At 35.9% G+C, this 20,980-nt stretch carries 13 protein-coding genes; 9 read left to right on the top strand and 4 right to left on the bottom strand.

Annotation, left to right across the window (positions count from 1 at the left end):
• Positions 1 to 255 precede the first annotated feature (255 nt).
• The 4 genes from dnaE to CJF12_RS07925 all read left to right on the top strand — a co-directional run bounded on the left by dnaE (position 256) and on the right by CJF12_RS07925 (position 12,075).
• Positions 256 to 4,920: a DNA polymerase III subunit alpha gene (dnaE, locus tag CJF12_RS07940; protein ID WP_034685454.1), complete on the top strand. Its 4,665-nt coding sequence runs from the start codon at positions 256 to 258 to the stop codon at positions 4,918 to 4,920.
• Positions 4,921 to 5,260: 340 nt separating this feature from the next.
• Entirely contained in the window at positions 5,261 to 7,903 is a 2,643-nt protein-coding gene (locus CJF12_RS07935) for a fibronectin type III domain-containing protein (RefSeq protein WP_084675656.1), read from the top strand.
• Positions 7,904 to 8,022: 119 nt separating this feature from the next.
• Positions 8,023 to 9,999 (top strand): T9SS type A sorting domain-containing protein, encoded by a 1,977-nt coding sequence (locus CJF12_RS07930; protein ID WP_084675655.1) that lies wholly within the window; start codon positions 8,023 to 8,025, stop codon positions 9,997 to 9,999.
• A 114-nt stretch (positions 10,000 to 10,113) separates the two neighbouring features.
• Complete coding sequence (locus CJF12_RS07925) at positions 10,114 to 12,075, top strand: T9SS type A sorting domain-containing protein (protein ID WP_084675654.1); 1,962 nt, start codon at positions 10,114 to 10,116, stop codon at positions 12,073 to 12,075.
• 63 nt (positions 12,076 to 12,138) lie between these two features.
• On the opposite strand, the gene CJF12_RS19880 is transcribed toward CJF12_RS07925, so the two are convergent.
• Positions 12,139 to 12,294: a hypothetical protein gene (locus CJF12_RS19880; protein WP_157759845.1), complete on the bottom strand. Its 156-nt coding sequence runs from the start codon at positions 12,292 to 12,294 to the stop codon at positions 12,139 to 12,141.
• Between the two features lie 43 nt (positions 12,295 to 12,337).
• Entirely contained in the window at positions 12,338 to 13,165 is an 828-nt protein-coding gene (locus tag CJF12_RS07920; RefSeq protein WP_034685452.1) for an ion transporter, read from the bottom strand.
• Positions 13,166 to 13,226: 61 nt separating this feature from the next.
• On the opposite strand from CJF12_RS07920, the gene CJF12_RS07915 reads away from it, so the two are divergent.
• Both CJF12_RS07915 and CJF12_RS07910 read left to right on the top strand, forming a co-directional pair.
• On the top strand, positions 13,227 to 14,324 hold the full coding sequence (locus CJF12_RS07915; RefSeq protein ID WP_034685450.1) for a Nif3-like dinuclear metal center hexameric protein: 1,098 nt from the start codon (positions 13,227 to 13,229) through the stop codon (positions 14,322 to 14,324).
• 2 nt (positions 14,325 to 14,326) lie between these two features.
• Positions 14,327 to 15,103 (top strand): zinc ribbon domain-containing protein, encoded by a 777-nt coding sequence (locus tag CJF12_RS07910; protein WP_034685449.1) that lies wholly within the window; start codon positions 14,327 to 14,329, stop codon positions 15,101 to 15,103.
• Positions 15,104 to 15,402: 299 nt separating this feature from the next.
• Here the strand turns inward: CJF12_RS07910 and CJF12_RS07905 are convergent, their stop codons facing one another.
• Entirely contained in the window at positions 15,403 to 17,181 is a 1,779-nt protein-coding gene (locus CJF12_RS07905; RefSeq protein ID WP_034685447.1) for an AMP-dependent synthetase/ligase, read from the bottom strand.
• 145 nt (positions 17,182 to 17,326) lie between these two features.
• On the opposite strand from CJF12_RS07905, the gene CJF12_RS07900 reads away from it, so the two are divergent.
• Both CJF12_RS07900 and CJF12_RS07895 read left to right on the top strand, forming a co-directional pair.
• Positions 17,327 to 18,466, top strand: a complete 1,140-nt coding sequence (locus tag CJF12_RS07900; RefSeq protein ID WP_034685444.1) for an acyl-CoA dehydrogenase — start codon at positions 17,327 to 17,329, stop codon at positions 18,464 to 18,466.
• Positions 18,467 to 18,487: 21 nt separating this feature from the next.
• Complete coding sequence (locus tag CJF12_RS07895; RefSeq protein ID WP_034685443.1) at positions 18,488 to 18,853, top strand: hypothetical protein; 366 nt, start codon at positions 18,488 to 18,490, stop codon at positions 18,851 to 18,853.
• Between the two features lie 353 nt (positions 18,854 to 19,206).
• Here CJF12_RS07895 and CJF12_RS07890 read toward each other — a convergent pair whose 3' ends face one another.
• Positions 19,207 to 20,127, bottom strand: coding sequence for a DUF4349 domain-containing protein (locus CJF12_RS07890; protein ID WP_034685441.1), 921 nt, complete (start codon positions 20,125 to 20,127; stop codon positions 19,207 to 19,209).
• A 327-nt stretch (positions 20,128 to 20,454) separates the two neighbouring features.
• On the opposite strand from CJF12_RS07890, the gene CJF12_RS07885 reads away from it, so the two are divergent.
• Entirely contained in the window at positions 20,455 to 20,925 is a 471-nt protein-coding gene (locus tag CJF12_RS07885) for a hypothetical protein (protein ID WP_034685439.1), read from the top strand.
• Positions 20,926 to 20,980 lie beyond the last annotated feature (55 nt).

Genomic DNA, 20,980 nt, shown 5'->3' with positions numbered 1-20,980 from the left:
ATTTTGTAATTTATTCTTTGATTATTTTTATAATACAAATAGATATTATGTTGAGTTGATGATTTATTTTTTCTTTTTAAAAGAATGTTCTTTTAAAGTTTATCTTAGTAATGTCAGAGAGTTTTAATTTTTTTTATAAATTATTGAGTTGTGATACACAGTATGATTAGCACCTATTTATAAAAACTAATTTTAAGACAAAAAAAATTGGAGTAACTTTACATTCTCTTTTTTAATTAAAAAGCTAGAAAATACATGTATTTAGTTTTTGACACAGAAACCACAGGTTTACCGAAAAATTTCAATGCTCCGCTTTCAGACTCAGATAACTGGCCAAGAATGGTGCAGATTGCTTGGCAGTTGCATGATGATGACGGAACTTTGATAGAAAATCAGGATTATATTATTAAGCCTGAAGGATATGATATCCCCTTTAACGCTGCCAGGATTCATGGGATCACTACTAAAATTGCTAATGAAGAAGGACGGGATCTTCAGGAGATCCTGGAGGAATTTTCAAAAGTTTTAGAAAAGGTAAGAATTGTTTCGGGGCATAATGTGGAATTCGACTACAATATTGTAGGTGCTGAATTCTTCAGAAAAAATATAAAAGACAATCTTCAGGAAAAGCCAAAGGCTGATACAATGGTTTTGGGAACCAACTATTGTCAGTTAGGTGGAGGAAGAGGAGGAAGATTTAAACCTCCGAAATTGGAAGAGCTTTATGAAAAGCTTTACGGGAATAAATTCGATGAAGCGCATAATGCAGCTGCCGATGTAAATGCAACGGCTCAGGTCTTTTTTGAAATGATGAGGATTGGAATTATTCCTGCTGATGTGCTTAAAATCTCTGAAGATCAGCTTGCTTATTTCAGATCTTTATACCCTGATCCTATCAAGCCTTTTGGAATTGTTATCAGAAGGCAGGTTGCTGATTTTCATAATAAGAAAAAACAGCAGGATTTCGGAAGTATTGATGAAATTGACCTTGGTAAATATTTTAATTTTGATAACCACAGTGTTTTCTCTACATTATCTGCGACTTCAAGTATTTCGGATTTAATTAAAAAGGCTACTGATGATAATTTCCCTGCCGTTGGAATGGTGGATTTAGGAAATATGATGGGAGCGTTTAAGTTTGTGTCTGCTGTAGAATCTGCGAATTCAGACAGATCTAAACAGCACAAGGAATATCTTTCTAAAAAACAGGAAGCGGAAGAGAAAGGAGAGGCTTTTACGGAAGAAGAGCCGGTTTCAGAACCTTTGATTCCTGTAGTAGGATGTGAATTTTACATCTCAGACAGATATGAACAAAAGCAGTTTACAAAAGATGATCCGGACAGGAGAACCCAGGTTGTGCTACTTGCCAAAGATTTTAATGGATATAAAAATCTGGCGAAACTTTCAAGTATAGGATTTTTAAAGGGATTCTATTTTGGGGTTCCCAGAATCAGCCGCGAACTGATTGCGGAATATAAGGAAGGTTTGATTGCTTTGACCTCGGGTATTTTGGGAGATATCCCGGATGCTGTTTTAAATACGGGTGAGCAGAAAGGGGAAGAGCTTTTCAAATGGTGGAAAGATACTTTTGAAGATGATTTTTATGTTCAGATTCAAAATCATAATCTTCCTGAGGAGGAACACTTAAATGAAGTATTGCTGTATTTTGCAGATAAATATGATGTGAAGATCCTTGCTCAGAATCAGACTTTCTATACGAATAAAGATGATTCTAATATTCAGGATATTGTTAGCTGTATAAAGGATGGTGAAAAGTTGTCCACCCCAGTTGGAAAAGGATTTGGAAAAAGAAGAGGACTAGCAACCGGAGAATATTATATTAAAAGCGGTGATGAAATAAAAGAAACATTTTTAGCGTATCCTGATGCTTTTGATGCTTATGAAGAATTTTTTGCCAAATTCAGTCCTTATACTTTAAAGCGGGATGTTCTTCTTCCGAAGTTCGATATTCCGCAGGAGTTTATACATGCTGAGGATGATGTAGATGGTGGAAAGAGAGGGGAAATGGCTTATTTGACTCATTTGACCTACGAGGGAGCCAGAAGAAGATATGGTGAGGATGGAATTACAGAGAGTGTAAAGGAACGTTTGGACTTTGAGCTGGATGTAATTGCCAATACCGGATATCCGGGATACTTCCTGATTGTACAGGATTTTTGTAACGAAGCCCGTAACATGGGGGTTTGGGTAGGTCCGGGAAGGGGATCTGCGGCAGGATCTGCCGTTGCTTACTGTATCGGAATTACGAATGTGGACCCTATTAAGTATGATCTCCTTTTTGAGAGATTCCTGAATCCGGAAAGGGTTTCCATGCCCGATATTGATATTGACTTTGATGATGAGGGTCGGGACAGGATTATTAAATGGGTAATTGATAAATACGGTCAGAACCAGGTAGCGCAGATTATTACCTATTCTGTTTTGGGGGGGAAATCAGCGATTAAAGATGCCGGAAGGGTTTTGGATCTTCCGATTCCCGATACCAATAATATTGCAAAGCTGATTCCTTCTACACCGGGAATGAATATTGCCAAAGCTTTGGCAAAATATGATAAATTAAAGCCGGAAGAACAAATGCTTGTTGATGAAATGAGGTTTGTTCTGAATACTCCCGGAGATTCCCGACATGATGTTTTAGCGAGTGCTAAAAAAATGGAAGGGTGTATCCGGAATACAGGAATTCACGCGTGTGGTGTAATTATTACGCCTGAAGATGTGAGTAATCTTGTTCCGGTTACGATTGCGGCAAAAGATGCAGATATTTTAGTCTCTCAATTTGATAACTCAGTAGCGGAAAGTGCAGGGCTTCTTAAAATGGATTTCCTGGGACTTAGAACGCTGACCATTATCAAAGATGCATTGAAGCTGGTTAAAGAACGACATAATGTTGATATTGATCCGGATGAAATTCCTTTGGATGATAATAAAACCTATCAGTTATTTAAAGAAGGGAGAACAGTTGGGATTTTCCAATATGAAAGTCCCGGGATGCAGAAGTACATGAGGGAGCTTAAGCCAACAGTATTTGCCGACCTTATTGCAATGAACGCATTGTATCGTCCGGGGCCAATTAAATATATCCCTAACTTTATTAACAGGAAGCATGGTATCGAGGAAATTGTTTATGATTTACCTGAAACTGAAGAGTATCTAAAGGAAACATATGGAATTACCGTTTACCAGGAGCAGGTAATGCTTCTGTCTCAGAAATTGGCAAATTTCACCAAGGGTGAAGCTGATACTCTGAGAAAAGCTATGGGTAAAAAACAGATTGATGTTCTTAATAAAATGTACCCGAAATTTATTGAAGGTGGACGTAAAAACAATCTGGATGAAACGCGGCTAGAAAAAATATGGAATGACTGGAAAGCTTTTGCCGAGTATGCTTTCAATAAGTCTCACTCTACCTGCTATGCTTTTATTGCCTATCAGACTGCTTATTTAAAAGCTAATTATCCGGCTGAATATATGGCGAGTGTAATGAGTAATAACATTAACAATACAGAGGCAATTACTATGTTCATGGAGGATTGTAAAAGTATGGGGGTTGACGTTTTGGGACCTGATGTTAATGAATCTCAATATAAATTCTCTGTAAACGAAAAGGGACAGGTTCGTTTTGGTTTAGGGGCGATTAAGGGGATTGGAGAAGGTCCGAGTGAGGGTATTACCAGAGAAAGGCAGAATGGAAGATTTAAAAATGTATATGATTTCTTTGAAAGGATCCTTCCTTCTCAAATGAATAAAAGAGTAGCGGAAAGTTTAGTGGTTGCTGGTGCTTTCGATGAATTGAGCTCTTTTCACAGGGGTCAATATTTTGATATAGATATGGCTGGAAGAACCAATTTGGAAAGGCTGATCCGTTATGGGCAAAGTTTTCAGGAAAGTAAAAATGAAATGGAAAACTCTCTGTTTGCGGATTTTGCCGAAGAGGTACAAATTGAGCAGCCTAAACTATTGCCTTGCCCTGAATGGCCAAATATGCATAAGCTTAATAAAGAAAAAGAGACTATTGGCTTCTATCTTTCTGCCCACCCGCTGGATGAATTTAAATATCAGTTTCAGTTTATACAAGGAAGGCTTTCTAAAAAATCTGTTTTAGAAAAAGAAGATGAAAGTAAAGCGGTTGTAGAAGAAGTTCCTATCCTTGAGACGGATTCCCAGGATGAGGTTGTTGATTTAACGGAAATTGTTTCTGATGAGGTTCTTGTAGGAGAGGAGATTATTGAAGAGGTAACTAAAAAAGCAGAACCAAAAGGTAATTTTCTATTCTTAAATCTTGATGAGGTTGACGCTTATAAAGAACAGGCTTTTGCCAATAAGCAGGAAGAATTGTTTGAAGAAAAGAAAAAAGACTGGAAAACCTTACAGAAGGAAAGAGAGAATGGTGGCGCGGGTAAAGAATATACAGTTGCGGGATTGATTACGGAATACAGAGTTCAGGATGGGTTCAGAAGTGGTGAAAAAGTGGCATTTGTCACATTGGAAGATTATTCCGGATCTTATTCATTCAGACTCGGGGATCGGGATTATATGAAGTTGAAAGAAAAGCTTGAGGTGCAACGATTTGTTATATTTAAAATAAAATTTGCGCAGGTTAAAGATGGTAGGGTTTTTGTTAATGTGAATGATGTGATTGAGCTTCAGGAGGCCTTTGAAAGATTTGCGAAAAGTATATCTTTGGTTATGGATGTTATGGATTTCAGACCTGAGGATTTAGAATTTTTCAGAAATGTACTTGATCGAAATAAGGGGGACCAGAAATTTAAGTTCTACATTAAAGATATTGAAGATGACTCCCAGATAGAGGTGCAGTCGATGAAACATTCTGTAGACTTGAATGGTGATTTGATTAAAGAGATTCAATTACTCAATAAATATGAGTTTTATCTGAACTAATTCGATATATTCAATAATAAAAAGCGGTTTTTGACCGCTTTTTTTTGTTTTTATACGAGAGGAGATTTTAAAAATTCAAATAAAAATTTTCTTTATTTATTGTGTTTTTAATTAAATTTTACATAGCATTGAAAAGTGAATTATATTTTTAACTAATTGATAGTCAGTTGTGATTTTTCAATTCATTTATTATTGAATATTTAATTGTAATTAAATGTTTGTTTAGTTTATTGTAATAAAATTATTAAATTTATTATTTATTTATAATAATTTTTAATATTTATTAAGTTTAATTGAATTATTTTATATTTTTACCACCCAATTAAATTTTTTACTACATATGAAAAAACTTCTACTATCGTGTATGTTGACGCTCGGCATCGGGGCTTCTGCACAAATTTTAGTCAATGAAAGTTTTGAAGGGACCAGTCTGCCTACCGGCTGGACGGTAAATTCTTCAACTTATCAGGGATTTGGCACCAATGCAGGACCAGCTTGTGCCGGGTCTAAAACTATTTATTACAACTTATGGGGTAGCGCTCCTACCTGGAATGTGACGTACAGTTCTGCTGTGTCTAATGGGGGTGAGCTTACGTATTCTTTTAAGTATCTCTCAAAGCCTTATGATTCTTCTTCTGCTATCAGTGGAGCAGTAGCTGCAGATTATTCTGTAGATGGAGGGACTACCTGGGTGAATATTTTGACTCCGGTTACTATAACCGGTCAGGTTGCTATACCTTGTACAACAGTATCCGGAACTATTCCGGCTGGAACAATTCCTTCAGGCGCCAGCTTTAAGTTTCGTTTAAAAGGAACACGTACGAGTCCGGGTGATTTTTATCTTGGCTTCGATGATGTTCAGCTGGCACAACCTGTAACAAGTGCTCCTACCTGTACTACAGTTTCTGCTCCGGCAGATGCTGCAACAGGAATTTCCGTTACTCCTACAATTACTTGGGGAGCGGCCGGAGGAGCGACAGGTTATACTTTGAATGTAGGGACTACGGCTGGTGGTGTTGATGTTATCAATGGACTTGATGTTGGAGGGGTGACTACTTATTCAACTCCAAGTGCAACGCCGTTGAATTATTCGACACAATATTATGTGACTGTCATTCCTAAAAACAGTATTGGATCAGCGTCGGGCTGTTCGAGTTCATCATTTACAACGCGTAATATTATTTGCCCTACAGTAACAGCGCCATCATCTGGAGCGATTGGGCAGTCTTTGACTCCTACGATAACCTGGGATGCTATTGCCGTGGCAACAGGTTACAAGCTAAGTGTAGGAACTACAGCGGGTGGAACTGATGTGATGAATAATCAGGATGTAGGAAATGTTACTTCATATATGTTTTCAACTCCGCTGATTCCAGCTACTACTTATTATTATACGGTGAATTCGTATAATGCAACCAGTACTTCTTCGTCTTGTACGGAAAGAACTTTTACAACGGTTTGCGGAGCCACGAATGTTCCTTATACTCAAAACTTTGAAAGTGTAGCAACACCAGCTTTACCTGGTTGTACTTCTGTTGAGAATGTGGGAACAGGAAATAACTGGACAACCTATTCACCAGCTGCTGGTAGCTTTACTACTAAAGTTCTGAATTACAGTTATAGTTTTTCCAGTGCAGCGAATACATGGTTCTATACGCAAGGGCTGAATCTTACAGCGGGAACATCATACAGAATAAAGTATATCTACGGAAATGCGAGTGCTGCAACTTATCCTGAAAAATTAAAAGTAGCTTATGGTACATCTACTAATAGTACCTCTATGACCACCGTGCTTGCAGATCATCCTAATATTGTTAATGGAACTACTGCGAATTCTGTGAGTGTGGATTTTACCCCGACAGCTTCCGGAGTGTATTATTTTGGATTTAATGCTTATTCAGCAGCTAATATGAATAGATTATATGTAGATAACATCAGTATTGATGTGACACCTACATGTGCTGAGCCTACCGCATTGGCTGTTTCCAATATAACATCTGCTACAGCGGATATTGCCTGGACTGCACCATCTGCTGCTCCTGGAAGTGGATATGAATATTATTATTCAACCACTAATACAGCTCCTACATCTACTACGGTTGCATCGGGTACAAGTACTACGACTACGGCGTCTTTAGCAGGCCTTTCTGCTGCTGCTACTTATTATGTATGGGTACGTTCTGTATGTAGTTCTTCGGATAAGAGTGCGTGGTCAGCACCAGCAACATTTATCACAGCTTGTATTACAGCGCAGACATTATCGGAAAACTTTGATTCTACAGCTGAAGGAAGTCTTCCTTCATGTTGGAGCAGTGTTGGTTCTACATCAACGTACGCAAGGGTAATGGCTTATACAAATGCAAATACTGGAGCTGTAATAAGTGGAGCTAATGCATTGTATATTTATACAAGTGGAACAAGTACTGGGATGTTAGCTACTCCTGAAATTGCTAATTTGCAATCTAATAATTACATCTTTAAATTTAAAGGTAGAGCTAATTATTCTGCTGGTGGAGTGGTTCAGATAGGGTATTTAACAGATCCTGCTAATACATCCACTTTTGTTGTGTTAGGAACTTATACGTCTACTAGTGTTACGACTGCTGATGACTATTTGCTAAGCATCACTGGTGTACCGGCGGGAGTGAATAAGCTTATTCTTAAGCATACAGGCTCACCTTCGAATAGTGTTCTTATTGATGACATCAGCTATATGCTTGATCCTAATTTGGGGACTTCTGAAGTTTCAAATGCTAAGAATACGATCAAGGTGTATCCCAATCCATTTGGGGATATCTTAAATATCTCAGATGTAAGCAAAGTGAAGTCAATTTCTATTTCTGATATTGCCGGAAGACTGGTGAAAACAATCAATAACCCTGGAGCAGCGCTTCAATTAGGAGAGTTAAAATCAGGAATGTATCTGGTGACGATGGAAATGAAAGATGGTTCTAATCAAACAGTTAAAACAATTAAGAAATAAAAATTGATTTAATTGATAAAATAAGGATGACAGCTAAAGTTTTTTAGCTGTCATTTTTTTTAAATTATATCCTTTATTATTGGTAAATTAGTGTCTATAAATAGTAAATACTTTAATTTATGACAAAATTTTTACTTTCATGCTTATTAATCTTCAGCATGACTTTGGGTGCCCAGGTTAGTTTGGGTACAGGAAGTACGGATGTGGGTGCAGCCCCGATAAGTACGTATTACGGATATTCTTATGTACAGCAGATTTTTACAAAACAGGAAATCAATACGAATGCTGCAGGGAATATTACCGGATTGAAATTCTATATGGACCCTACAATGCCTCTAACCAATTCATCGGATTGGGTGGTATATTTAGGCCATACAACAAAGTCCAGCTTTGACTCTGAGTCGGATTGGATTTCTGTTAATGAATTAACACAGGTTTTTGCAGGTACAGTTGCCAATGTTAATGGAGTGGTGCAGGTTACTTTTGCAACACCCTTTCCTTATAATAATATAGATAATTTGGTCATTGCCACTGATGAAAATGCTCCAGGATATGATGACAATAGTGATGAAGCTATGTATGTGTATCCATCATCACCAGGCTCTACCTTGTATTTTAGAAATGATGGGACTAATCCAAACCCGGCTTTTCCTCCTGTAGGGCATCTGGCATCATATAAATCGGTGATTACAATAGAAGGGCTAGCACAGAGTGCAATTCCGGTTTGTCCCTTGATAACCTATCCGACAAATAATTCAGATTTCGTTCCTTTATTATCTGCGATTACCTGGAATATTGTTTCCGGAGCTACCGGATATAAAGTTTCCCTTGGTACTACTCCTGGAGGTACCGATGTGGTTAACCAGCAGTATGTAACGACCAATAGCTTTATTCTTTCTGTGCCATTGGCGGCTAATACAATGCATTACCTGAGGGTGATTTCTGTTGGAGATGCCGGGGAATCATCAGCTTGCTCTGAAATTACATTTAAGTCTGCTCCTCCATTGCCGTTAAACGACGAATGTGCACAGGCAATCACATTAACTGTAAATCCTGATTTAAATTGTGGAACAGTAACTTCAGGTTATACGCTTGGAGCTACAAATTCGGGATTAGCTCCAAGCCCATGTTATGGTGAGCCTGATGATGATGTATGGTATAAATTTGTAGCAACGGCAACAACTCATAAGGTTTCTCTTCTGAATGTAACTTCTATTGGAAGTGTTGATGATGAGGATACTTATTTCCAGGTATTCAGCGGAGCTTGTGGAAGCTTATCCAGTATTCTTTGCTCTGATGCTACTTCATCTCTGGTTTCAGGACTTACAGTGGGGCAAACCTATTATGTAAGGGTATATAGTTATTCTGGTGCAGGAAGTAATCAAAGCTTTGATATTTGCGTAGGCAGTATTCCACCGCCACCTGTAAATGATGAATGTTCAGGGGCTTTGGAGGCATCATCATTCCCATATACTTATGATCAGTATGATGGAGGCGGAGCAACAAATAATGGAGGATTTATTACTGCTTGTACCAATGGAATGAATGATGGCACATGGTTTACGTTTGTAGGAGACGGAAATGCTTTTGATATTATGGTTACTCTGCCTTCAGGAAGTGATTTCGATCCTCAGATTGGAGTTTACAGCGGAAGTTGCAGCAGTTTAGTATGTGAAGGTACTGTTGATAGTATGGGAGCTGGGGAAACAGAGATGATTTCTGTAAACACTCAACTTGGAACTACGTATTATGTAAATATAGGTTATTATAGTGAATATACCGATGATCTGGAAGGAGCATTTACGATCACGATTAATAATAATAGCAGTTCGGAATCTTCAAGAATGGTAGCTGGTCCTAAAGTGATTAAAACCAAAAATGAAGTATATCCGAATCCATTTGATGATATATTAAATATTTCAGATGCTGCTCTTGTTAAATCTGTTTCGATATCTGATATTGCCGGCAGATTAGTAAAAACAATCAGTAACCCGGGATCAATACTTCATTTAGGAGAATTGAAATCGGGAATATATCTGGTAACACTTGAAATGAAAGATGGCTCTAAGCAAACGCTTAAAACAATCAAAAAATAAAATTTGATTTATTTTATAAATTATAATGACAGTTAAGTTTTTAACTGTCATTATTTTATTTTATATACCTATTTATTAGTAAATTAGTATTTTAAACACTAAATACTTTAATTTATGGTAAAATTTTTACTTTCATGCTTAATGATGGTTGGCATGGCCTTGAACGCCCAAATTAGTTTGGGTACAGGAAGTACTGAAGTTGGAGCTGCTCCGATTAGTACATATTACGGATATTCTTACGTACAGCAGATTTTTACAAAGCAGGAAATCAATGCAAATGCGGCTGGGAATATTACCGGGCTCACCTTTTATCTTGATCCGACAATGTCTTTAACGAATTCATCGGATTGGGTGGTATATTTAGGTCATACAACAAAGTCGAGCTTTACTTCTGATACAGATTGGATACCACTTACACAGCTTACACAAGTTTATGCTGGAACGATTACCAATTCCAATGGAGTGGTGGAAATTACTTTTACGACACCATTTCCCTATAATAATACAGATAATTTAGTTATTGCTGCTGAAGAAAACTCTCAGGGTTATGATGATAATAATGACGAAGCGATGTATGTATATCCTTTGGCACCTAATTCTACTCTTTACTATAGAAGTGATAGTACTAATCCGGATCCTGCTTCTCCTCCCGCAGGCGATTTGGAAATGTATAAATCAGTGGTTACGATTAATGGGTTAACTGTAAACCCTATTCCAGCTTGTCCGTTGGTGACTTACCCAACAAATAATGCTACTTTTGTTCCATTGGCACCTACCATTAACTGGAATGGTGTTTCCGGAGCTACAGGATATAAGGTTTCGATAGGTACAACTCCCGGAGGAACGGATATTGTTAACCAACAAGCTGTAACAACGAATAGCTTTACGCCACCTGCTTCATTAGTTAACAATACAATGTATTATCTAAAAGTGACCTCAGTAGGATCAGCGGGCGAATCATCAGGCTGTTCTGAGATTGCGTTTAAAACCGTTCCGTCTTTGCCTGCCAATGATGAATGTGCTGATGCTATTGCGCTGACTGTGAATCCGGATTTAAATTGTGGAGCAGTAACTTCAGGATATACTTTAGGAGCTACAGATTCCGGATTGATTCCTGATCCGTGTTATGGTACTCCTGACGATGATGTATGGTTTAAGTTTGTTGCAACGGCAACAGCTCATAAGGTTTCGCTTCTGAATATTACTTCTGTAGGGACGGATGATGATGACGATACCTATTTCCAGGTATTTAGCGGAGCTTGCGGAACCTTGTCCAGTATTCTTTGCTCAGATGATCCTTCGTCTGTAATTTCAGGGCTGACGGTAGGTGAAACTTATTACGTGAGAGTTTATAGCTATTTTGGTGCGGGAAGCAATCAAAGCTTTGATATTTGTGTAGGTACTATGCCACCGCCGCCTGCCAATGATGAATGTTCAGGAGCTTTGGTTGCTTCTGCATTCCCTTATAATTATGTACAAGCTGATGGAGCCAACACGACGAATAACGGTGGGTTTGTAAATACCTGCACTAATACAATGAATGATGGTACATGGTTTACATTTGTTGGGGATGGAAGTACTTTTGATATTACCGTGACTATGCCGACAGGTAGTGATTTTGATTCTCAGATCGGAGTGTATAGTGGTACCTGTGGAAGTTTGTCATGTGAAAATACTGTAGACGATACTGGAACAGGAGAATCTGAAACTATTTCAATACCGACTATAGCAGGAACAACCTATTATGTAAACATAGGGAACTACAGTGGATTTACAGATAATTTAGAAGGACCGTTTACAATAAATATTACCAAAAATAACTTAGGGACATCTGAGGTGAGTGGAAATAAAAATGGAATTAAGCTTTACCCTAATCCATTCAATGATATCCTGAATATATCAGAGGTTGCAAATGTTAAGACTATTACTATTTCTGATTTTTCAGGAAGGTTGATGAAAACTATTGATAAACCGGGTTCTGCTCTTTATTTAAATGATATTAAATCTGGAGTATATTTGATGACACTAGATATGAAAGATGGTTCTAAGCAGACCACTAAAATTATTAAAAAATAAAATGCTGATGTTCAGATAAAATAAAAGGTGGCTCATGGCCACCTTTATTTTTTTACTATTGCACTATTTATCTGGAACAGGTTGGATGTCTCCTGTACTCATATGTTCGAAAACAGTTGGGAAAAACATGGCTAATATAAAATAAATGATGATCATTAACGCGACTAAAGCGAAAAGAATAATTACTAAACTGTTGGGTTTGTTCTTTTTTGGTTCCATGATTTTATGATATTGGGTTAATAGATTACTTTGATAAAGAATATTAAGCTAATTTCTTGCCACACTGTTTGCAGTACCTTGCATCATCATCAATATCATCATTTCCACACCGCTCACAGATCTTTTCCAGGTTTTGTCTTTTGTTGCGCATCTCAGCGGTTACAATCCCTGTAGGAACAGCAATGATAGAATAGCCTGCAAGCATAAGTATAACCGCGAAAAACTTCCCCATTGGAGTAATAGGAGAAACATCTCCGTAACCTACTGTCGTTACGGTAACCACGGCCCAATATATAGATTGCGGAATCGTTTCAAAACCGGTTCTTCCGCCTTCTACCATAAACATCAATGATCCTACGATCACAGAGAAAATAATCAGGAATAGCAGGAATATATAAATCTTTCTTGAACTGTTTTTTAAAGCTCTTACGATGAAATAACCATCGTTCATGAAGTCTAATAGATTGAAGATCCTGAAAATTCTCAACATTCTTAGCATTCTGAAAATCAAAAAATACTTCGTGATCGGAAAGAAAAAACTTAAATAAAAAGGAATCAGGGCAAGGAAGTCAATAATTCCGAAAAAACTGAAAATATAACTTTTTTTATTCTTGACAACCATGATGCGCAAGACATACTCTATAGAGAAAAACAACGATATGATCCATTCAAGAACAATAAATGTAAAATGGAATCTCTTATCCAGCTGAGGAACACTTTCCATCATAACAATCAGGGTACTGGCCAGAATCAAAAATAGCAGCACCACGTCAAATAACATTCCAAGCCTTGTATCAGCGCGATAAATAACACGATAAAGAAACCTTTTCCATAAAGTATCCTCGGGAATAAGGTTGTGTTCTCTTTCCATACTTAGAGTTTTTTTAAATTTAATAAATTATCCCTATTTTCGTAGCAAACATACACAATAAATGACAATAAGTGAAGTAATTTCAGAAATAGAAAAACGTATTCCAATACAGCAGGCGGAGGATTTTGATAACGTCGGCTTGTTATGCGGATTGCCGGATCGGATCGTTACTGGAGTTTTGGTTTGTCATGATGCTTTGGAAAGTGTTGTGACAGAAGCTATTGAAAAAGGACTCAATTTTATTGTATGTTTTCATCCTATTATTTTTTCGGGTTTAAAATCTTTAACTGGAAAAAACTATGTTGAAAGAGCAGTGATTAAGGCTATTGAAAATAAAATTGCTATCTACGCTATCCATACTGCTTTTGATAATGATTTTTTTGGAGTCAACGCAGGGATATGCAATCATTTAGGATTAAAAGATTTGAAAATTCTTCAGCCGAAAAAAAATAATCTGAAACAGCTGACGGTTTTTGTTCCCAAAACACATTCCGAATTATTAAAAGAATCTCTTTTCTCTGCCGGCGCAGGAAATATAGGATTTTATGATGAATGTAGTTTCAGCATTAATGGTAACGGGACTTTTAGACCCATTGAAGGTTCGAATCCTTTCTCGGGGCAAAAGAATATCCGGGAGAATGCAGATGAAGACATGATTTTTGTTATTTTTGAAAGCTATAAACAAGGGCAGATTCTTTCAGCTATGAAATCTGCACATCCTTATGAAGAAGTGGCGTATCAGATTTATAATCTGGATAATGAAAATCAATATTCAGGCTTAGGAATGTATGGAGAGTTTGAAGAAGGGATGGATGAGACAGATTTTTTGAAATTGGTAAAAGAGAGATTTAATCTTGACGTGATCAAGCATTCTGAATTCAATAATAAAAAAATAAAGAGGGTTGGAGTTCTGGGAGGTTCGGGGGCAAGTGGAATAAAATCTGCATTATCTAAAAAATGTGATGCCTACCTTACCGGAGACCTTAAATATCATGATTATTTTTTAGCAGAATCTAAAATGCTGATTTGTGATATAGGACATTATGAATCAGAACAATGGGTTGCGCAACAATTATTTGAAATTTTGTCACAAAAATTTAGTACATTTGCAATCTCAAAATCCAACGAAAAAACAAACCCAGTAAATTATTTCCTTTAGATATGGCAAAAACCAACGATATTTCAGTTGAAGAGAAATTAAGAGCTTTATACGATTTACAAATCATAGATTCAAGATTGGATGAAATCCGAAATACAAGAGGAGAGTTGCCAATTGAGGTTGAAGATCTTGAAATCGAGATAGAAGGGCTTGAAAAAAGAGCTGAAAAATTTCATGCAGATATTAAAGATCAGGATGACCAGATCAAAACAAAGCATGAAGTTATTAACCACGCAAAAACTTTAATTGAAAAATACAAATCTCAACAAGATAATGTAAGAAACAATAAAGAGTTTGAAGCTTTAGGTAAGGAGATTGAATTTCAAGATCTTGAAATTCAACTAGCTGAAAAAAGAATTAAAGAATTTGGTGCTAAAATCGCTCATAAGAATGAAACGTTAAGCGAGCTGAATTCAAAAATTGACGATTTGAAAAACCACTTGAAATTCAAAAAAGAAGAATTAGATGGTTTGGTCGCTGAAACTCAGAAAGAAGAAGAATATCTGATCGAGCAGTCTAAAGAATACGCAGGTAAAATTGACGAAAGATTACTGGCTTCTTATAACAGAATCAGAACCAATTCTATTAATGGCTTAGCTGTTGTAGGATTAGAAAGAGGTGCTCCAAAAGGATCGTTCTTTACGATTCCACCTCAAAAGCAAATGGAAATTGCTCAGAGAAAGAAAATTATTATTGATGAACATTCAGGGAAAATCCTTGTAGATGATGAGTTGGTAATGGAAGAAAATGAAAGAATGAAATCTGTAATTAAGTTTTAATTACTGTTTTTTAAAATATAAAAAGCTGTTTCAGAAATGAAGCAGCTTTTTTTTATTTATAATTCCTAATTCTGGTTTTAATATTTACTCCAAAGTAATATTAAAATAGGGTTAATGAATATATCAGAGCATTTCTACTATAGAGTAGTAAAGCAATGCTTAAATTTTATATGACAAGCTCGATGTTTTATTCAATATTAAAATTACAAACCTATTTCGATCTAATGAAGCTTCATGTTATTGTAAAATATAAATATTAGTCAACAAAAAACCGCTTCGGTAAGGAAGCGGTCTATGTTTTATTCGTGATGCTCGTACATTTTGTTATACAGATCTATGAACTTTTCTTTGATAGCTTTTCTTTTGAGCTTTAAAGTAGGAGTAAGAAGTCCGGCATCGATCGACCATACTTCGGGAGTTAACTCAATCTTTTTGATTTTTTCCCAGTTTCCAAGATGTTCGTTGATTCCGTTCATTTCTTTTTCGATTCTCTCCTTCAATTCTTTACTTTTTGCAATTTCCTGAGGAGTAGAGCCTATAGTTAAATTGTTTCTCATTGCCCAGCTTTTGGCAAACTCAAAGTCAGGCTGAACAAGTGCACACGGCATTTTTTCACCATCACCTACTACCATAATCTGTTCAATGAACTTGGAAGCTTTTGCCAGATTTTCAATAGTTTGTGGAGCTATATATTTACCACCGGATGTTTTAAACATTTCTTTTTTACGATCAGTGATCTGTAAAAAGCCATCTGCATCTATATTTCCAATATCTCCTGTTTTAAAATATCCATCATCGGTAAATACTTCTTTGGTCATTTCATCATTTTTAAAATAACCACTGAAGATAGAAGGTCCTTTTACGGTTATTTCTCCATCTTCCTGAATTTTTACTTTAAGATTATCCAATGGAAGCCCAACGGTTCCGATTTTCATTTTATCGAAACTATTTACAGAAATTACGGGAGAGGTTTCGGTTAGTCCGTATCCTTCAAGAATAGGAATTCCTGCATTCTGGAACATCAGGTTTAATCTGGTGGAAAGTGCTGCAGAACCGGAAACCAAAGTGATGATTTCACCTCCCAAACCTTCTCTCCATTTAGAGAATACTAATTTATCTGCAATAAGTTGCTGTAATCCGGATGGTTTTGAAACTTCTTTCTTTTTAGAAATTAGGTTCAGTGCCCAAAAGAATATTTTTGATTTTAATCCTCCTGCGGAAGATCCTGTATTATATATTTTATCGTATACTTTTTCTACTAATCTTGGAACTACACTCATGTAATGAGGTTTTACCTCTTTTACATTTTCTCCCATTTTATCAATGCTTTCTGCAAAATATACAGAGAAGCCACTATATTGGAAAAGATAGAAAAGCATTCTTTCAAAAATATGACAGATCGGTAAGAAGCTGAGCACTCTTGTGTCTTTATAATCCAGGCTTTTTTTCCTTGGAATTCTCGGCATTGATCCCAGAACATTGGATACAATATTATGGTGCGTAAGCATTACTCCTTTAGGTCGTCCTGTGGTTCCTGAAGTATATATTATGGTTGCCAGATCTTCGGTATTGATAGCGTTGGAAAGATCTTCTACCTCGATTTGAGTAGAATCATCCTCTCCCAAATCCAAAATTTCACGCCAGTTGGCAGCGCCGCTGATCGTGTCGAAAGTGAAAACCCCCTGTAGAGAAGGAATATTATGCTTCACTTTCATGACTTTATTCAGAAGCTCTTTATCTGAAACAAAACAATACTTTATTTCGGCGTTACTAAAAATGAATTCGTAGTCTTCATGTGAAATGCTAGGATACACAGGTACGGAAACGACCCCAATCTGAGAAAGGCCTAAGTCCATTACTGCCCATTCCGTACGGGAATTGGTTGTAATCAATGCAATTTTGTCACCTGGTTTTATGCCTAGCTTTAAAAGCCCTCTCGAGATTTTATTTCCCTGATTGATAAACTCTTGTGTAGAGGTTTTTTTCCATTCCCCATGATATTTGGTCACAAACATATCGCTTTTAGGGAATTTTTCCAAAGCATAATGAGGTATATCGAATAATCTTTTGATCGTCATAATTTTTTATGTAATTTATAAAGAAATCTAAATATAAGCATTTTTGTAAAAATAGCGTACATCTATCCATAATTTTCAAATGTCAATTATTTTTTCAGATTTGCTTAAAAAGTGTAAATTTACGACCATCTAATTATTAATTTTTATGGACTTTAATTTATCGGAAGAACAGCTGATGATTCAGCAGGCGGCAAGGGATTTTGCACAAAACGAATTACTACCTGGAGTGATTGAAAGAGATCGCGATCAAAAATTCCCTACAGAGCAAGTGAAGAAAATGGGAGAAATGGGACTTTTGGGAATGATGGTAGACCCTAAATACGGAGGAGCAGGAATGGATAGTGTTTCTTACGTTTTGGCAATGGAGGAGATTGCAAAAATAGATGCTTCTGCAGCTGTTGTAATGTCTGTAAACAATTCATTAGTTTGTGCAGGTCTTGAAAAATTTGCTTCTGAAGAACAAAAACAAAAATATCTTACTCCATTAGCGAGCGGACAGGTGATCGGAGCATTTGCTTTATCTGAGCCGGAAGCAGGATCTGATGCTACATCTCAAAAAACAACAGCAGAAGATAAAGGAGATTATTACCTTTTAAACGGAATCAAAAACTGGATTACAAACGGAGGTACTGCTTCCTATTATATTGTAATTGCACAGACTGATCCTGAAAAAAAGCATAAAGGAATCAACGCGTTTATTGTAGAAAGAGGTTGGGAAGGCTTTGAAATCGGACCGAAAGAGGATAAACTTGGAATCAGAGGTAGTGATACACATTCTTTGATTTTCAACAATGTAAAAGTACCAAAAGAAAATAGAATCGGTGAAGACGGCTTTGGCTTCAACTTTGCAATGGCTGTATTGAACGGAGGTAGAATTGGTATTGCTTCTCAGGCTTTAGGAATTGCTTCAGGAGCTTATGAAATGGCTCTTAAATATGCTAAAACAAGAAAAGCGTTCAAGACAGAGATTATCAATCATCAGGCTATTGCTTTCAAATTAGCTGATATGGCAACTCAGATTACTGCAGCAAGAATGCTTTGTTTCAAAGCGGCAACAGAAAAAGATGCAGGAAAAGACATCTCTGAAAGCGGTGCTATGGCGAAATTATATTCTTCCCAGGTAGCCATGGATACTACTATTGAAGCAGTACAAATTCATGGCGGGTATGGATATGTGAAAGAATACCACGTAGAGCGATTAATGCGTGATGCAAAAATTACTCAGATATATGAAGGAACTTCAGAAATCCAGAAAATTGTGATTTCCAGAAGTATTGCAAAATAAAAACATTTAAAACACACTACTATGAAAAAAGGCTGGTGGATCACCCTAGGTATCGTTTTACTTCTTTTAGGAGTATTTGTATGGTATAAATATTTCTTCGTATTTGGCGAAGGAGTAAAATCAGGTTATCTGAATTATGCGATCAGAAAAGGTTACGTTTTTAAAACGTATGAAGGTAAGTTAATTCAGGAAGGATTCGGAAAAGGTAGAGCCGGAGGTATTACCAGCTATGAGTTTGAATTTTCTGTTAGTGATCCCGAAGTATTTAAACAATTGGAGAGCAACAGCGGAAAAAGCTTTGATCTTCATTATAAAGAATATAAAGGAGCATTGCCATGGAGAGGAAATACAAGGTATATTGTAGATAAAGTAGTGAATATGAAATAAAAGTAAAAGGCTCTCAAATTGAGAGCCTTTTCACCATCACAAACCACAAAATAATAATATATTTTTCATTCCTGTTTTTCACATTTTTGTCATTTTGAGATGACAGGATCCGTTTTTACAAAGGATCATTTTAATGAAGCATTCTAATTATTTACATCTGATTCATAATAAATTATGCAAGATGTATAATACTTCAACCTTTAATACTTCCGCTGACATTAATTCTTTTACACCTGGCGAAAATATCTAAACTTTAATTTGACATAAAATTAGTGAAGAATATTTTTTCCAAATAGCTTACAACATTAAAATAAAATTAAAATGAATAGCTATTATGGTAAATAGCTTCAAAATCAGCTTGAATGATGATCAGATAGGTCTTTCTTTTTCTTTTTATAAAAATAATAAGCTATTCCTGCCACTAGAAATAAAGGCCAGAACGGAAGGAGAAATAGGAAAATGGCAGTGATAACATTCCACCCCGAAGAAATAGCTGTAAAAGACTGTTGCCCAAATGTTTTTGGCTGATCATCGGCTATTGATTGTCCGGTTTTTCCATACAATGTAATTTCCAGATCACACATGGTATTTTCAACATAGTTTTGTCCGGAGACTTCAACGCCTTTGTTTTCAACAGTGCCTATAGTACTTAGGTCATTCATGAGATATTCGAATTTTTGAATCGGGACTTTGATTCTTAAATAGGCTATTTTTCTATCGTTATTGTTTGATGATATGGATTCACTTCTTAAGAAGCCGTCATATTTTCTGATTTCCTGAATTGCGATTTCTTTCGCTGTTTCTGCATTGTCAACATTTAATTCTAATGTTCCGGTTTTGATGAGTTTATTTCCTGGGATACTTTCTTTTTTAGGTTCGTTTTTATAGATCACTTTTGTTTCCTTAATGATTTTAGAAGAAGGTACATGAACAATAATTTTTTCTGGTTTCTTCTGAACAGAATCTTTCTGATTCGGTTTAGATTCCAGTTTTGTGGAGGCTATTTTGTCAGATAATGAATTTATACTTTTCGTAGTTGCTTCAATCTTTTCATTAATGACATTTTTAGTATTATCAAACTCTTTAATTTTCACATGAGCAGAATCGAAAACAGCGCCTGTTGCATTGTTGATATCATGTATTTTTTCATTGACGGAAGACAAGGTACTGTCCGCCGATTTTATGGATTCTTTGAGTGATGATTGTGTAGTTTCGCTCTTTTTACACATGATGAACATAGTTGATAGTACTATCAATACAATGAATTTTTTCATAAGTTTAATTTTTTGATGAAGTAAAAGTAGGTGGGATATTCAAAGGTGTTTTGTAAAAGAATAGTATTATTCTGGTAAACGCATAAGTGTATTACTGCTAGTGATTTGTAGAATTTTTACAAATATTTTACAAAAATTACAAATCGCTATTTTAGAGTTTTTAAATTATATTTTTCTTTATTTTTTATTTAAATAATTAAAAAAAATAATTATTTAAATAGGTTTTGGTATACGCTATATATATGGTTGTTTTATATATATTAATTTGTTGATTTACAAAATCTTAATTTGTGGTTTTCATTTGCGAAGATTTTCATATTTTTGGTTATGAATTATATAATAAAAATTTCTATTTTTTACATTTTTGTATTTTTCATGATGTTTTCATGTGCTAATTCAAAAAATAATGTGAATGTGAAGCAGAGTGGAGAGAATGTAGAGTTTGTTGAAATGAGAAGGCTTAATTCCGGGATTAATCTGAAGGAGCTTTCTGTAATCCATTCAACGACCGGTATTAAAGAATTGTATGGTCGGCTGAATGAAGGCTTTTCAAGATCTGCTCCAATACCTGTTTTAGAAAATAATAACGAATTCTTTCTGGTATTAAAACCAAAATTGAAGAATGTCCAGTATGGAGATATCCATATTGAAAAAATAGAAGCCAAAGGACCAGTTTTAATCGTTAATTATAAAGAAATTGAAAATTGGGAGTATGCTGAAAAAAAGCTATCCAATCCTGTTCTTATAGTGAAGGTATTGAGTAAGCCTGGTGAAATACATTTAAACTTAATCAAATAGATACAAATAGATATATGAAAAAAAAGATTATTATTTCTTGCAAGCTTTCTTGTTC

It is taken from the genome of Chryseobacterium piperi (assembly GCF_002285635.2).
Taxonomy (GTDB): Bacteria; Bacteroidota; Bacteroidia; order Flavobacteriales; family Weeksellaceae; genus Chryseobacterium; species Chryseobacterium piperi.
The sequence above is the reverse complement of the archived record's forward strand: the minus strand, read 5'-3'. Positions and strand labels throughout refer to the sequence as shown.

What these genes read in the sequence shown, in the direction of transcription:
- CJF12_RS07925 (WP_084675654.1), top strand. Translation starts at nt 10,114, where the DNA reads ATGGTAAAATTTTTACTTTCATGCTTAATGATGGTTGGCATGGCCTTG.
- CJF12_RS07895 (WP_034685443.1), top strand. Translation starts at nt 18,488, where the DNA reads ATGAAAAAAGGCTGGTGGATCACCCTAGGTATCGTTTTACTTCTTTTA.
- CJF12_RS07890 (WP_034685441.1), bottom strand. Translation starts at nt 20,127, where the DNA reads ATGAAAAAATTCATTGTATTGATAGTACTATCAACTATGTTCATCATG.
- dnaE (WP_034685454.1), top strand. Translation starts at nt 256, where the DNA reads ATGTATTTAGTTTTTGACACAGAAACCACAGGTTTACCGAAAAATTTC.
- CJF12_RS07910 (WP_034685449.1), top strand. Translation starts at nt 14,327, where the DNA reads ATGGCAAAAACCAACGATATTTCAGTTGAAGAGAAATTAAGAGCTTTA.
- CJF12_RS07905 (WP_034685447.1), bottom strand. Translation starts at nt 17,181, where the DNA reads ATGACGATCAAAAGATTATTCGATATACCTCATTATGCTTTGGAAAAA.
- CJF12_RS07915 (WP_034685450.1), top strand. Translation starts at nt 13,227, where the DNA reads ATGACAATAAGTGAAGTAATTTCAGAAATAGAAAAACGTATTCCAATA.
- CJF12_RS19880 (WP_157759845.1), bottom strand. Translation starts at nt 12,294, where the DNA reads ATGGAACCAAAAAAGAACAAACCCAACAGTTTAGTAATTATTCTTTTC.
- CJF12_RS07920 (WP_034685452.1), bottom strand. Translation starts at nt 13,165, where the DNA reads ATGGAAAGAGAACACAACCTTATTCCCGAGGATACTTTATGGAAAAGG.
- CJF12_RS07900 (WP_034685444.1), top strand. Translation starts at nt 17,327, where the DNA reads ATGGACTTTAATTTATCGGAAGAACAGCTGATGATTCAGCAGGCGGCA.
- CJF12_RS07930 (WP_084675655.1), top strand. Translation starts at nt 8,023, where the DNA reads ATGACAAAATTTTTACTTTCATGCTTATTAATCTTCAGCATGACTTTG.
- CJF12_RS07935 (WP_084675656.1), top strand. Translation starts at nt 5,261, where the DNA reads ATGAAAAAACTTCTACTATCGTGTATGTTGACGCTCGGCATCGGGGCT.
- CJF12_RS07885 (WP_034685439.1), top strand. Translation starts at nt 20,455, where the DNA reads ATGAATTATATAATAAAAATTTCTATTTTTTACATTTTTGTATTTTTC.